Here is a 14,236-nt window from a genome sequence, read left to right as displayed (position 1 = left end):
TTGCTATTGCAGCCCTAAACCTGTTCCTGTTGGGAAAGAGGTATTAACACTTACCGGTAATTTACCGGTTGGCTTTAACGTACCGGCAATTACTTTGGCAGCCGATTTTTGCAGTTCCGCGCTCATTTGATAACACACCAGCAAGGCATTACTTTTTTCGATACCGGGCAAACCAGCTATAGTGTAGGCATTGGCAAAAACACTCATTACCACACCCTTGCGAATGGCCAGATCAGCTATCATCTGGCGCACATCAGCGCTGTAATCCAGTTTACTTTGAGGGCGCAGGCGGGTATCATGTATCCCCACAATTACCTGGGTGTATTGCTTTACCCAGTTCATGATATTTCTAACCTCAATAGCCGGGGCATTTTTGGCTACCATAAATATGCGGCAGTTAGGAAAGCTTTTGGCCATCTCCTGCTGAAAAACGGTAGGAGCATCTACCCCAATACTCACAATGGCCGTTTTAAGGAAGGGGTTCAATTTCAACGTGGCCGAATTACCTTTTAATAAAGTTACCGCTGCATCGCTCAACTGCTGTACAAGGTCTTTAGCCGTTTGACGGTTCAGGTCTTCATTCAAATTCACCGGCGAAATATTTTGACGGCGGTTAAGTCCGGCCCAATATTTGGCGGCCAGTACTTTCTTCACTTTGGTCTGAAATTCTTCAGGGCTGATTAAACCTTTACGAATAGCCCTACGGATAAGTTTAATGGCACGATCGGAGTTTTCTGATAATTCAATAACATCAATGCCGGCCAAAAATGCTTTTACATCAGCCTCCCCATTTGGAAAATATTTAGTCACACCTTTCATCTCCATAGCATCAGATACTACTAATCCTTTAAACTTCAACGAATCTTTCAAAACACCTGTTACGATAGGGCGCGACAAGGTTGAAGGCAAACGTTTGGTACTATCCAACGCGGGTATGTTCATGTGCGCTATCATGATGCCACTGATACCGGCATTAATAGCCTCCCGGAAAGGATATTCTTCGAGCGAGTCCAGACGGGCACGGCTGTATGGCAGCAAAGGCAAATCAAAGTGCGAATCTACATTGGTATCACCATGACCCGGAAAATGCTTGGCTGTGGTTAACAAACCGGCATCTTGCATCCCCTTAAAATAAGCTATACCTTTTTTGGCCACGTTATACATATTATCGCCAAAGGAACGATAATTGATCACCGGGTTGTTGGGGTTGTTGTTGATATCCATATCAGGCCCAAAGTTTATCTGGATACCCAGGCGCTTAAAGTCATACGCTACCTGTTGCCCCATTTTGTATATCAGGTTATTATCCTGTATAGCGCCGAGTGTCATCTGGTAGGGGTATGATATGGTCGAATCCAGACGCATACCCAGGCCCCATTCACCATCCATTGAAATAAGCAAAGGTACCTCTGCAAGTTTCTGATATTTATTAACCAATATAGCCTGCCTGCCTGGACCACCCTGAAAAAAAACCAGGCCGCCCACCTGCTCTTCTTTAATTACCCGGGCAACAGAATCTTCATAAGCTTTGCCTTTGTTGGTATGCGCTCTTACAAAAAGCAACTGGGCTATCCGTTGCTTGCGACTTAGTTTATTATAAACAGAATCAACCCAACGATTTTTTGTGTTCAGGCTTTGTACATAGCTTTCCCTTTGTGCAAAAGCATTTACTGCAATAAAATTAAGTGCTATAATTAAAGCACGGCAAATACCGTTATTGAATTTTGGCATGGTCAAATGTAGTATAAAATGGTATCAGGTAATGAGTAACAAGTATCGGGATTTTTGAAGATTTGATGAAGAAATTTAATTGACACGAATTATTGAATATTTTAAATAAACCTTTTCCTTAATTTTTACTCTATGCCTATATAAATCAAAATAATCAAGGAAGGATTGCAGCCCCGTACTTAAAAAGTAAATGCATGCGATTCGTTCCGCTACCGTTAAAAACAAATAAAAAATGAAAAAATTTATCTTTTTTGCAATATGTCTATTTGCAGCAGGTGCAGTAAGTGCACAAACTTATTATGGCCCCAACAGGCCGCAACGCCGTTATGTACACCAGCGCAGGCCGTATAATGACAATCAGATCAAAGTAGGTTTTACGGCCGGTCTCAACGTAGCCAATTCACTTGATGCTTATGATTCCCGTTTTAGCTCAAGCAGTATTGCAGCCTTCAATGTCGGGCTTACACTGGATGTTCCTGTTAGCTACTCTTTTTCTTTCGCCCCAGAAGTACTGTTTTCGCAAAAAGGCTTTAGTGCCGATCTTGAAAATTCCCATTTTACCGAACGTACTAATTATATTGATATTCCTTTACTGGCAAAATTCAAGATTGTACCCGGGTTTAATTTTTTAATTGGCCCTCAGCTTACCTTTTTAACTTCGCAAAGAGATACTTACCGTGACTTTGGCACCAACGTAGAAACCCGTTATGACGGGCACCAGGGCGACCAGAGTTATGTTGCAGGTGTGGTAGGTGTAAGCTTTGATATTAACCGTAATGTAGAGATCAGGGGTCGCTACAACATCGACCTTTCCAGAAACAGCTCCAATGAGGCTGACCTGCCCGACTTCCGCAACCAGGTTTGGCAAATTGGATTAGGATTTAAGTTTCAGTAAACAACCTGTTATAAAAATAAAGAGGGGTACTTTTAAAAGCGCTCCTCTTTGTTTTTATTATCATTGATCAATAAGTATAAAAGCAAATATCCGCCAAAATACAGCTGTTAAAACCCAGGTAAAGTTTATGCTGCCCTTTATACTAAAAAAGGAATAAACTTTCTTTCAGGAGCTTATTTTTATTTTTCACAAAACGACGTAATAAGATTAAATAATTATAATATTCCATTTAATAAACCACAACTTTGCGGTTCATTTTAAAATCTGTTAAAAATTCATAATACAGTACATCAATAAACGCCGGGTGGTAAAATGTGCAAAACTGCGCCCGTAATTTAAAGTGTCAGTAATTTTATTTTACCAACAGCGTTTATATCTATAGCTGGTACTAATATGTTTCCAGAACAGCAGACATATTTATTTTTACCAGTACAAACAGCAGAAATAATGAATAATAACATTTCAATATTAGTAGGATTAAAAAATAATTTAGATTACAGCAAATACTTCTACCAAACCACCCGCAGCTTATATCCTACCGTTGAAATTGTGTTCGTTAGTTATAATAGTACGGATGGTACTAATGAATGGCTGGATAGTTTGCAGGATGATCATATAAAATATTATTATTCACCCCAAAGCAAAACACTTGCCCACACCTATAATAAGTGCACCGAATTGGCCACAAAAGATTATGTTGTATTTGCCCATAATGATATGGTGCTAACGCCAGGTTTTATAGAGGGATTACAAAAACATTTGTCGCAAAAAAGTCTCCTTTATTATACAACGGTCGAACCTCCCATTTTTGCTGATGACCACAGACCCTGGAAAATTGTTAAAGATTTTGGGACAGATATAGCTTCGTTCAAAAAAGATGATCTGTATTCATTTACTAATAAAATACTAAAGGATAATACTGAGCCTAAAAGGGACGTACAGGGGGCCTCATTTTTTTTATGCGTAAACAGGGATGCCCTTTTAAAGGTAGGAGGGCTTGATACCTTATTTAATCCCATGTTTTGTGAAGATGATGATCTGATATTACGACTCAGCCTGTTAAACCTGAAAAAGATAGTTATACCTGATGTATTATGCTATCATTTTATCAGCAAAACCTCCAGATTTTCTGCCGAATATCAGAATAAAACGCAACAAATTGAACTAAACTCCAACAGGAACTTTGTCAGAAAATGGGGCTTCAAAAGCTCATCAAGCGTAAAAAAGAAATACGACATCGGGTTAATTATTAAAAACTGTGATGAAAAATTATTATTTCAGTTAGAACCCTGGTGTTCTACAATTTATACAGATTGCGACCCTGAACCTTACATAGCCCGTGAACAGTTTAATACCGCTATCGATTTGGCTGAAAGAATAAAACCTATAGAGTCATCTAAACAAAATGGGGTTCTCATATCAATTGATGGCAAAAACTTCAATGAGCTGGCCTATAATAAAATACAACAGCTCAGTGAATTTATTACATGGCGAATTAATACCCCCCTTTCGCTTTTGCAGAAAATGCTCCTAAAAAATTCTGCGGTGTTCAAATGGAAAATGTTTAAGTTTGAATTTATTGATACGCAAACTTACGAACACCAACTTATCCATATCAAAATCACCTGCGATGCTTTTCAACCTGTTTAATAATACTAAAATCACTTATGGTATTACGGTATGTAATGAAGCCACTGAACTCGACCTGTTACTTACCACACTGATCCCGATTATTGATAAGCAAGATGAGTTAATTATACTTCAGGATGTAACCTCCAAAGACATAGCTGTTAGCGCTGTAATAGAAAAACATAAAGACCGGGCAATTGTAATAGAAGCAAAACTCAATGGTGATTTTGCTACTTTTAAAAATACATTGATAACAAAGGCATCTGGCAATTACCTGTTCCAGATAGATGCAGATGAAGTGCCGCAACAATCACTCATCAAAAAGTTAAAATGGGTACTCCGGAAAAACAGGAAAAGCGACTGCTTTTTTGTACCACGAATAAATATTGTGAACGGATATACCGACGAGCATATCAACAAATGGAACTGGAATATCAACGATAAAAACTATATTAATTTTCCGGATTATCAGCCCCGGTTAATCAAACTCAATGGGGCTATTAAATGGAAAAATAAAGTTCATGAGGTACTTACAGGCTATAAAAGGGGGCTTAATCTGCCTACAAAAAACTACGATTACTGCCTTATCCACATTAAGGATATTAAAAGACAGGAAAAACAAAACGATTTTTATGACAAACTGGCTTAAAGCTGGCCAGATACCCCTGTTTAAATCTATAAAAGCTCTTTACTTGTTATAAAGCTCTTTAACCAACGACTCGAAATGATCCTGAAAAAGAAAATCATAACCATTTTCACCTTCAGGTATCACATTGATCACCTCTAAAGATACCTCCAATATCCTGGGAACTTTCAATGCTTCGGCAATAGAAAACGGGAACGACTGATTACCGATAAAAAATTTGCAACCGGCAATTATCTGTGCCATTTGTAAAAAGTCGGTCACCTGAATCCACTCAATATGGGGTATCTGTTTTCTGATATCTTTATACTCCGATTCTACACCTATAAACTTCAATCTATCATAATTTTTTAAAAATTTATAGTTGATCAAAATATTGCGGTATCGTTCGCTTCGGGCAATCACAACGTCATCTTTAAATGATAAATTGGGTTCCACAGTTAACCACTTTTGCCATAAAACCGGGTTAACGCCGGTAATGTATGCACACCAGTGCGCAATATTACCTTTATCCTGAGGTACCAGACCAGCCCTGAAATAATCTAAATCAATATCAATAGACTCATTGGTTAGTGTCCCGTATTCATGAATATAAGGTTGTGAGCTAAGCAAGGGCTCAAGCATCTTAATCATCTTTTCATTAAGCATTACATTGCCCAAAGGATGCGTTTTATCTGCAGCTATCATTAATGGCTGATTGGGCCTTAAATATAAATTTGTTGGCACATTAACCGTTTCGGCTATTTTTTTAATAGTTGGCAAAGCATAAATAATGTCTCCCGCATTGCCGCTATGGTTAAAATTAATCTGATGGTTAATATCCGCAAGCCTTTTTATTTTAGCTGGGGTATTTAATTGGGCGTAGGACGTTAAAAAGCTGGCAAACTCGTTTGATTTATAATTAGCCAGTTCCCACTTATACTTTTTATAACCTGCTCTATCCGTATACTTAAGCCAATATTTACTTATAAAACCCTTTTTTTCCATCTTCAATTATTTACTCCTCTTACGTATGATTTACAGTTAAAATAACAAATGGTGTTAATAAATTTTATAAACCGCAGACTATGAGATATCTATTTTAAAATCAATTAAGTACTGACATAGCTCTTTGTTTTACAGGTACAAGTCGCAAAGAGATTGTATCAGCGGTTTCCGATAAGATACATCTATTTATTAATGGTGCAAGCTATTATTCGGCGTTAAAAGTTTGCATATCTATTAAACGCTTGTACACACCATTATGATTAATTAGCTCCTGGTGTGTGCCCTGTTCTGCTACCTTTCCGTTATCAAGTACAATAATCAGATCGGCGTTTTGGATAGTACTCAAACGGTGGGCAATAATAAGCGAAGTACGGTTTTTCATGAGGTTGTTTAAAGCTTCCTGAACCAGCTTCTCTGATTCTGTATCCAGAGCCGAAGTAGCTTCATCAAGCAACATGATTGGCGGGTTACTTAATACAGCCCTTGCTATACATATCCTTTGCCTTTGCCCTCCTGATAATTTCGTGCCGCGGTCGCCGATATTGGTTTGATATCCATTATCAGTTTCCATGATAAAATTATGCGCGTTGGCAATACGTGCGGCAGCTTCTACCTGTTCCTGAGTTACATTGGTTTTGCCAAAAGCTATATTATTAAATATCGTATCATTAAATAATATAGAATCCTGATTAACAAAGCCCATTAAGCTGCGTAACGAAAGGGTTTGTAAGTTTTGTATATCCTGGCCATCAACCAATATGCGGCCGCTTTGAGGTTCCATAAATCTGGGCAGCAGATCCATCAATGTTGATTTACCACCGCCTGATGGACCAACCAACGCAATAGTTTTACCTTTTGGAAAAAACAGATTCACATCTTTTAGCACCAGTTTTTCATTATAAGCAAATGAAACATCTTCAAGTCTGATACCATCTTTAAATTCATTTACAGGAACAGCGTCAGGGGCATCCTGTATCTGTGGTTTTTCGTCAATCAGGGCCAGTATGCGCTCGCCGGCTACTAATCCCGAATGAATATTACTGAAAGCATCGCCAATGGCTTTAGCCGGACGCATTAACTGTGAAAATAGAGCAATGTAAGCAATAAACTCTCCTGCAGTCAGATCTGATCGTTTATTAAATATAAGATAACCGCCATAAAGTACAATGAAAGAAATCATGGTTACCGACAACGTTTCAGAAACCGGGGATGCCAGTTGTTGCCGTTTTGACATTGACCGGGTAATTTTTGAATAGCGTACATTTTCATCGTCAAACCGCTTAATAATAAAATCGGTGGCGTTGAAAGCCTTAATGATCTTGATACCCGATAATGCTTCATCCAGGTAACTGATCATGTTGGCATAAGAGTTTTGTGCGGCAACTGCCTGTGAACGCAATTTTTTTACTATACGGGAGATTAAAAAGCCAGCCACCGGAATAATGAGCAACGAAATTAAAGTAAGCTTAACCGATATAATAAAAAGCCAAACTAAATAACCTATTAACATCAATGGCTCCTTGAAAACCACCTGCAAAGTGCCCGTTACCGAAAACTGTACCGTTTGAACTTCGGATGCTATTTTAGACATAATATCGCCTTTGCGCTCATTACTAAAATACCCCATATGCAGTTTCATTACATTATCAAATACTGCTTTTCTTATTTTGAGCAGGGTATGTATTCTCAGGCTTTCCATAATCCGCTGAGATAGATAGCGGCATATATTCCCTAAAAATACAGCTATCACAATCACCGTACATACAAACTTTAACGCTCCCCACTCGCCATAAACCGTAATAAAATGATGGGTGTAATATTTAAACCAGGCCGACACATCATAGGTAGGAATATCCTTTGCATTTACAACAGCCGCCTTAGCATCCGCAGCCCCACCAACATGAAACAAGGTATTCAGCAGCGGGCTCAGCAAACCTAAAACAGAAGTACTAAATACAACATATAGCAGGGTAAAGATGATATAGGGAATTGCAAATTTCTCGATTGGTTTTGCAAACGACAATAGTCTGAAATATGTTTTCATTTAAAAAGTTAAGCTGCAAAATTAAGTAAATGGCAGCTATTATGCGTACAGTGTTTTTATAAGGACTAAACGTCCCGGTTTTTATCTTATTATTATTTATTAACTAAGCCAAGCATTTATCCGCTCCAAAACCATATCAACGGTAATGCTGCTCAGATCATCAGAGTTGCTTTCTATATGCTCTGCTTTTATACCTAATGGCGCCCAGCGGGTAGCATGTATACCTATGGTAATGGGGAATAAACCCAAAGTATGTATTCCCGAAGCGGCTGCCACATGCAGTGGTCCTGTTCCGGAAGCCAGCAAGCCATCGGCATGGTAAATGAATGCGATAAGCTCATCCAGTGTCAGTTTTCCGCTTAAATCAATCACAGATGCTGGTAATTGAGGCATCCATGTTTTAAAAAGTTCATGTTCTTTTTGTGATCCTGTTATAAAAACCCGGAAATTATCGTGAGGTAAAAGCTTAATAAGATCGGTGAAATTATCCAGATCCCACTCTTTACCATTACCGTTTGATTTAGCGTGAATAATCAGGTTGAATTTATCATCTTTCAACTGATCTTTAATTTGTGCAGGCAGCTCCGTTGTTGGCTTAAAATTACCTTTGAACAAATTGGAGAGAGTCCCCAATGTAGGTACATGCGTAACCCCAAGCGGTTTACACAGATAAACATCCTGCTGTGCTTCATGCAGGTTTGACCGTCTGCGGCTTAATCTTACTAATTTATTACAGGTAAAAAAATGATAGTTCCTGCTTGTTACGCCAATCCTGATTTTTATGCCAGCTTTTTTCGCGGCTTCAGCAATTTCCCTTTGGGGGAATTCATGTACAATGGCATCGATAGCTTTTTCCTTAAAAATATCGGCAATTTGATTTATGGATAAATCTTTAAGCTCATCATAATTGATAAAATGATCAACAGCCTTACAGGCATCTATAACAGGTTTGGTATAGCTGCGCCCCAGGAAGCTGATGATTACATCCGGAAATAGCTGTTTTAAATAAATACAGGCTGGCAGTTGGAGCACAACGTCGCCCATGGCATCAATCCTGTTTATTAAAATGTGGGTTATTTTTTTGTTATCAACTATTGGCATTTAACTTTTATATAGCATATCAATAAGGCAAAAATAGAACAATAGTTTATTAAAGGCTATAGTACCTCTTTATTGCAGCCAGCCTTCAATTTTCTCTTTAACCATATCAACAGAAATGCTGCTCAAATCGTCGGAATTACTTTCTATATGTTCGGCCTTTATACCTAGCGGAGCCCATCTGGTAGCATTGATTGATTTGGAAACCGGGAATAAACCGAGCGTATAGATACCCGAAGCGGCGGCTACATGCAGTGGACCAGTACCTGAAGCAAGTAAACCATCAGCGTGATATATAAACGCTATAAATTCATCAAGATCCATTTTTCCGCTCAGATCAATTACAGAAGCTGGTAACTGAGGTATCCAGGATTTAAATAGCTGATGCTCTTTGAACGAGCCCGTTATAAAAACACGAAATTTATCCGGGGGTAAACTATTAATTAACGCTGTAAAATTATCCATATCCCATTCGCGCCCGTTACCTCCCGATTTGGTATGAACAATCAGGTTAAATTTATCATTCTGAAGCAGGTTTTTAAATTGGGGCGGCAACTCCACCAAAGGTTTAAAGTTATCCTTATAATAACGGGCAATAGTGCCAATGGTTGGTATATGGGTAACTCCCAAAGGTTCGCACATGTAAATATCCTGCTGTGCCTCATGCAAATTTGATTCTGCCCGGTTTAGTCTGATTAGCCTGTTGCAGTTAAAAAGGTGATGAATCTTACTGGTTGCCCCTATCCTTATTTTGATGCCCGCCATTTTAGCAGCTTCGGCAATCTGGCTTTTAGGGAATTCATGCACAATGGCATCAATATGCTTTTCTTTAAACAGCGTGGCTATTTCTTTTTTTGATAAAGGCTTAATGTCATCATAATTGATAAAATGATCAACAGCTTTGCATGCATCAATAATAGGCTTGGTATAGCTTCGCCCCAGGAAACTGATGATCACATCGGGATATAATTGTTTTAAATAAATGCAGGCAGGCAGTTGCAGCACTACATCGCCAATGGCGTCAATCCTGCTTATTAAAACGTGCTTTATATCTTTATGATCAATTATTGGCATCTATCTTTATTAAAATAATGGTTTCAATCTGCAAAAATACAACAATAGAATTTAGGGGATTAACTCATATTTAGTAGTTACAAGCCCAGGCATTCGGTATACAGATCAAGATATTGCCGGGCTGTTTTTTCCCAATCAAATTTAGCTGCATGTTGCATGATACTTTCGGCCATATTATTTGTTGTGTATTCATCCATGCCCCTGGCAAAAGTTGACTGCATGGTTTCGGGCTCAAAATTATCAAAATACCAGGCCGCGTCGCCGCCAATTTCTGGCAGGGAGGTGTATCTTGATAAAAAAACAGGTTTACCAAAATGCATGGCCTCAATAACAGGTAATCCAAAGCCTTCGGCTATAGACGGAAATGCAAATGCTTCACAATTTTTGTAATACCAGGCCTTGTCGTCATCACTAATAAGACCTATTAGTTTTACCCGGCTGGTACAATTGTATTTATTTGCCTCCTCCATGATTCGCTGCTCATAATCGGTTATTTTACCGGCAATAATCAGTTCCAGCTCGTTATTCTCCAGCAAAGCCGGTAAAACATGAAAATTCTTTTTAGGAGCAAGGCTACCGATGGTGAATATAAATTTACGCGCTGGTTTATACGGAGGTTCATGATGTTGTGGTAAAATAAGCTTATCCGCACCATTATAAATAACTGTTAACTTACTTGCTGCCTGCGGATAATATTTAACAATATCACCTGCTACAAAATTAGATATGGTTACTATCTTATCGCAGTTATCTATATAACCACCCAGGCGAGTTAGATATTTTTTATAACGTGCCGGTGAGCGCGTTTTTTCATGAACCGGGTTCATATCATGAATAGTAAGTACTTTTTTTGCTTTTACCCGCGCAGGCTTTAGTTTGCAATACTGATTGGTAAAATGTACCAGGTCAAACTGTTTATATGCCGGGAAAAAGACCTTGTGCAAAGGCGACATTAAAATAGTACCTGCAAGTTGTTGAAACCAGTAAATAGACTTTTTATGCAGGTATCCAAATATGGTGAAGCGGCCTTTATTCTCCTTCAGGATCTCCTCGCCTAAACTTCTTTCAAAAAAAAACATGCCTGATGTTGCACGTTTTAACGAATCGAAGGTAATGAGAATAGTGGGTTTCAAATGGCGATGATCTTTTATACTAAACCAAAAACTACAACAACAATTATCCTAATTTATACCGGGTTATCTGCTATCAGCAAAGCTCAATAAGCGCAAATATACGATTTTGGTGAATTACGTACTTTTTACATTGCTTTATTAAAATAACAAATCCGGTGGCAAACCACCGGATTTGTTATTTTGTACTAATAATTAATTGCCACCCATTTTTATATAATGAATATTTTGATTTTACAAATCACAGTTAATAAACAAAACTAACACCACCAGCACCACCTGATGTAGTATAGTTTTTAAAAAAGCTACCATCATTGGGGCTGTGTACACCACCAATGGTCCTGGTTGAGGCTAGAATTACAGTTACTGGTCCAAACGTAGCCATTCCATCAGCTATTATTTCTAAATCTCCGTCATTGGTTAGTACCAACTTAGTGTTTCTTGGATTTTTAGTGCCGCATTTGTAAAAGTAGGTTTGGGATTCAAAAAGTCCAACGCCATTAGGATCGTATGCAACCAAATTAAGATCATCTTGTAACTGAACTTTTGTTTGCTTGCCAAAGGTGTTGCTGCTTCCCCATAATGCCTCGTTTCCGTGATAAACTACCAAATTGCCATCAGGCTGGTTATTAAATGCATAAGCACCTGCATGCCACGTGCTTTTGGGTATAACTACCCCACCCCCATTGAAACCAGGAAAATTGGCTATTACAGTATAATAACTTGATGCATAAGGCGAGGCATAAGTTTTTGAATAGGCACATGAAACATTGTTTATAACTTTGTTTCTTCCGTTTTTAGTTGTGTCGGTTTTACTTAAAGTATCAGCATCAACCTTTGCTGTAATATTCAAATCATTCGATTTCTTCTGATCTGCATTAGTTGGTGTATTAGTATTTTTGGTGCAACCAAATAGCGCAACAAAGCAGGTAATTATTAAAAGATTTTTTTTCATGGGATAATAAGGTTAATCTATGGGCAGGATATAATTATTAGCGTTCAAAAATAACGTTTATATCATCTAAATAGCATTATTTTATATTATATAATTATAAATAACGCTTAAAATTAAACAGGAGCAAACATATTAACCTTATTACTAATAATAGCTTTCGTGATATTATTTGCACCTAAGCCGTTTTTGAAAATAACCTAGAAAGAAGTATTGAATTATTAAGAAATTAAAAATTTAACAAAACCACACATGTAATTAGATACAGCCGTGGATTACTAATCAATCTGCTTTTAGCCGATGACAGCAAAATAGCAATTTCAGCTATCATTGATCTAGCTTTGCCTTATCTTTGGATTGTACCGGATTACAAGATCAGGATGACCATGCCTTTTAACAGTTCACAAGTGGTTCTTTAGGTGCCCGTCGCCCAAAACCATATTCTTGCAAGCCGCAAGTGTTCAAAAGAGTTGCATATTCATTAATCAATTGCCCGGAATTACTACTGACCGAAAAAGCATACAAGCTGATCTGTTAAAATTTAACGCAACATATTGATAAAAAAAGCTTCAGCAGAATATTGCTGAAGCTTTTTAAGATGAAAAATTCAATCTGTATAGTTTTGTAGATACTTATGTATAGTTTATGATGAATTAACAATTCAATAACAATTGAAAGATGTGATTAAATTACTTTCATTGTAAAATAATTGTCAAAATCACCTTTAACTATTCATAATTTCTTCAATATGGGCGGCCTCTACCGGGATGTTGGCCATCAAATCGCGGTTACCATCCTGGGTAATTAAAATATTGTTCTCAATCCTGATACCTAAACCTTCTTCGGGTATATATATTCCCGGTTCGCAGGTGAGTATATTACCTACTTCAAATGGTTTATAGCGGCTTGCAAAATCATGCACATCCAAACCTAAGTGATGTGAGGTACCGTGCATAAAATATTTTTTATAAAGAGGCAGATTCGGGTCTTGTTTTTCTACATCGTGCTTATCCAGCAGCCTCAAGCCTATTAGTTCGCTGGTCATTATTTTGCCAACCTCTTCCTGATAATCATTCAGGCTGGTTCCGGATACTATCATTTTAGTAGCCTCACGCATAACCCTTAAAACAGCATCATAAACAGCACGCTGCCGTGCAGTAAAACGCCCGTTTACAGGTACAGAACGGCTCATATCAGCATTATAGTTAGCGTATTCGGCACCAAAATCAAAAAGTATCACATCGCCATCCTTACAAACCTGGTTATTATCGGTATAATGTAACACTATAGCATTTTTACCTGAGGCCAAAATGGGATGATAGGCGTGCCCTGTTGCCCTCTGCCGCAAAAATTCATGCGTAATTTCGGCTTCAATTTCATATTCGGTAACGCCAGGCTTCAGAAATTTCAGCACACGCACAAACGCATCATGAGTAATATCACATGCTTTTTGGGTTAGTGCTATTTCAACGGGCGATTTGATAACGCGGAGGTCGCGCATAATTACCGCCGAACGCTCATATTTATGCAGCGGATATTTTGCTTTTAATGCTTCATACATCCGTAAATCGCGGTAGGGTACCTGGTGGCTATAGCGGTCATTTTCGTTTGTGTTAATGTATACATACTCTGCATGATATATAATACTTTGCAAAATAGTTTCATATTCGCTCAACCAATAAACGCTTTCAATACCCGAAGCTGCCCTGGCTTCTTCTTTAGTATATTTATGCCCTTCCCATATAGCGATATGTTCATTGGTTTGTCTTAAAAAAAGTACTTCTTTGTATGCTTTATTAGGACAATCGGGAAATAAAACCAGAATGCTCTGTTCCTGATCTATACCTGTCAGATAAAAAAAATCGGAATTTTGCTTAAATAAGAAGGATTGATCGCCGCTTCTTGGAAATTCATCACTTGCATGGAAAATAGCTATGGAGTTATGTTTTGTTCCTGAGACGAAATTTTTTCTATTATTAATAAATAAACAATTATCAATTGCTGGATATTTCATATTTATCTGCTGATTATCTTTTTTTTTTCTTTATTTGTA

General features: G+C 37.9%; 11 protein-coding genes. 3 read left to right on the top strand and 8 right to left on the bottom strand.

Annotated elements, in window-relative coordinates; all coding sequences use genetic code 11:
* Positions 1 to 3: 3 nt before the first annotated feature.
* Positions 4 to 1,731: a glycoside hydrolase family 3 protein gene (locus G7092_RS19090; RefSeq protein ID WP_166091472.1), complete on the bottom strand. Its 1,728-nt coding sequence runs from the start codon at positions 1,729 to 1,731 to the stop codon at positions 4 to 6.
* Between the two features lie 232 nt (positions 1,732 to 1,963).
* On the opposite strand from G7092_RS19090, the gene G7092_RS19085 reads away from it, so the two are divergent.
* From G7092_RS19085 to G7092_RS19075, 3 genes are all read left to right on the top strand, one after another.
* Positions 1,964 to 2,626: a porin family protein gene (locus G7092_RS19085; protein ID WP_166091471.1), complete on the top strand. Its 663-nt coding sequence runs from the start codon at positions 1,964 to 1,966 to the stop codon at positions 2,624 to 2,626.
* 447 nt (positions 2,627 to 3,073) lie between these two features.
* Positions 3,074 to 4,276 (top strand): glycosyltransferase family 2 protein, encoded by a 1,203-nt coding sequence (locus tag G7092_RS19080; RefSeq protein WP_166091470.1) that lies wholly within the window; start codon positions 3,074 to 3,076, stop codon positions 4,274 to 4,276.
* Positions 4,257 to 4,904: a glycosyltransferase gene (locus G7092_RS19075; RefSeq protein ID WP_166091469.1), complete on the top strand. Its 648-nt coding sequence runs from the start codon at positions 4,257 to 4,259 to the stop codon at positions 4,902 to 4,904. Before G7092_RS19080 ends, G7092_RS19075 begins: the two co-directional genes overlap by 20 nt.
* A 39-nt stretch (positions 4,905 to 4,943) precedes the next feature.
* Here the strand turns inward: G7092_RS19075 and G7092_RS19070 are convergent, their stop codons facing one another.
* The 7 genes from G7092_RS19070 to G7092_RS19040 all read right to left on the bottom strand — a co-directional run bounded on the left by G7092_RS19070 (position 4,944) and on the right by G7092_RS19040 (position 14,197).
* A complete protein-coding gene (locus G7092_RS19070) occupies positions 4,944 to 5,885 on the bottom strand; it encodes a hypothetical protein (protein ID WP_166091468.1) in 942 nt (313 codons plus the stop codon).
* A 205-nt stretch (positions 5,886 to 6,090) separates the two neighbouring features.
* Positions 6,091 to 7,929: an ABC transporter ATP-binding protein gene (locus G7092_RS19065; RefSeq protein ID WP_166091467.1), complete on the bottom strand. Its 1,839-nt coding sequence runs from the start codon at positions 7,927 to 7,929 to the stop codon at positions 6,091 to 6,093.
* Positions 7,930 to 8,028: 99 nt separating this feature from the next.
* Positions 8,029 to 9,030 carry a glycosyltransferase family 9 protein gene (locus tag G7092_RS19060; RefSeq protein WP_166091466.1) on the bottom strand — a complete coding sequence of 334 codons (1,002 nt, stop codon included), beginning with the start codon at positions 9,028 to 9,030 and terminating at the stop codon, positions 8,029 to 8,031.
* Positions 9,031 to 9,099: 69 nt separating this feature from the next.
* Entirely contained in the window at positions 9,100 to 10,101 is a 1,002-nt protein-coding gene (locus G7092_RS19055; protein WP_166091465.1) for a glycosyltransferase family 9 protein, read from the bottom strand.
* A gap of 77 nt (positions 10,102 to 10,178) precedes the next feature.
* Entirely contained in the window at positions 10,179 to 11,234 is a 1,056-nt protein-coding gene (locus G7092_RS19050; RefSeq protein ID WP_166091464.1) for a glycosyltransferase family 4 protein, read from the bottom strand.
* 244 nt (positions 11,235 to 11,478) lie between these two features.
* Positions 11,479 to 12,186: a hypothetical protein gene (locus G7092_RS19045; RefSeq protein WP_166091463.1), complete on the bottom strand. Its 708-nt coding sequence runs from the start codon at positions 12,184 to 12,186 to the stop codon at positions 11,479 to 11,481.
* A gap of 721 nt (positions 12,187 to 12,907) precedes the next feature.
* Positions 12,908 to 14,197 carry an aminopeptidase P N-terminal domain-containing protein gene (locus tag G7092_RS19040; RefSeq protein WP_166091462.1) on the bottom strand — a complete coding sequence of 430 codons (1,290 nt, stop codon included), beginning with the start codon at positions 14,195 to 14,197 and terminating at the stop codon, positions 12,908 to 12,910.
* Positions 14,198 to 14,236 lie beyond the last annotated feature (39 nt).

The sequence above is a fragment of the Mucilaginibacter inviolabilis genome (assembly GCF_011089895.1).
Classification (GTDB): domain Bacteria; phylum Bacteroidota; class Bacteroidia; order Sphingobacteriales; family Sphingobacteriaceae; genus Mucilaginibacter; species Mucilaginibacter inviolabilis.
This window is presented reverse-complemented; position numbering and strand designations above follow the sequence as displayed.

Coding starts and splice junctions, on each gene's coding strand:
- G7092_RS19055 (WP_166091465.1), bottom strand. CDS start 10,101: ATGCCAATAATTGATCATAAAGATATAAAGCACGTTTTAATAAGCAGG.
- G7092_RS19040 (WP_166091462.1), bottom strand. CDS start 14,197: ATGAAATATCCAGCAATTGATAATTGTTTATTTATTAATAATAGAAAA.
- G7092_RS19085 (WP_166091471.1), top strand. CDS start 1,964: ATGAAAAAATTTATCTTTTTTGCAATATGTCTATTTGCAGCAGGTGCA.
- G7092_RS19065 (WP_166091467.1), bottom strand. CDS start 7,929: ATGAAAACATATTTCAGACTATTGTCGTTTGCAAAACCAATCGAGAAA.
- G7092_RS19075 (WP_166091469.1), top strand. CDS start 4,257: ATGCTTTTCAACCTGTTTAATAATACTAAAATCACTTATGGTATTACG.
- G7092_RS19070 (WP_166091468.1), bottom strand. CDS start 5,885: ATGGAAAAAAAGGGTTTTATAAGTAAATATTGGCTTAAGTATACGGAT.
- G7092_RS19090 (WP_166091472.1), bottom strand. CDS start 1,731: ATGCCAAAATTCAATAACGGTATTTGCCGTGCTTTAATTATAGCACTT.
- G7092_RS19060 (WP_166091466.1), bottom strand. CDS start 9,030: ATGCCAATAGTTGATAACAAAAAAATAACCCACATTTTAATAAACAGG.
- G7092_RS19080 (WP_166091470.1), top strand. CDS start 3,074: ATGAATAATAACATTTCAATATTAGTAGGATTAAAAAATAATTTAGAT.
- G7092_RS19045 (WP_166091463.1), bottom strand. CDS start 12,186: ATGAAAAAAAATCTTTTAATAATTACCTGCTTTGTTGCGCTATTTGGT.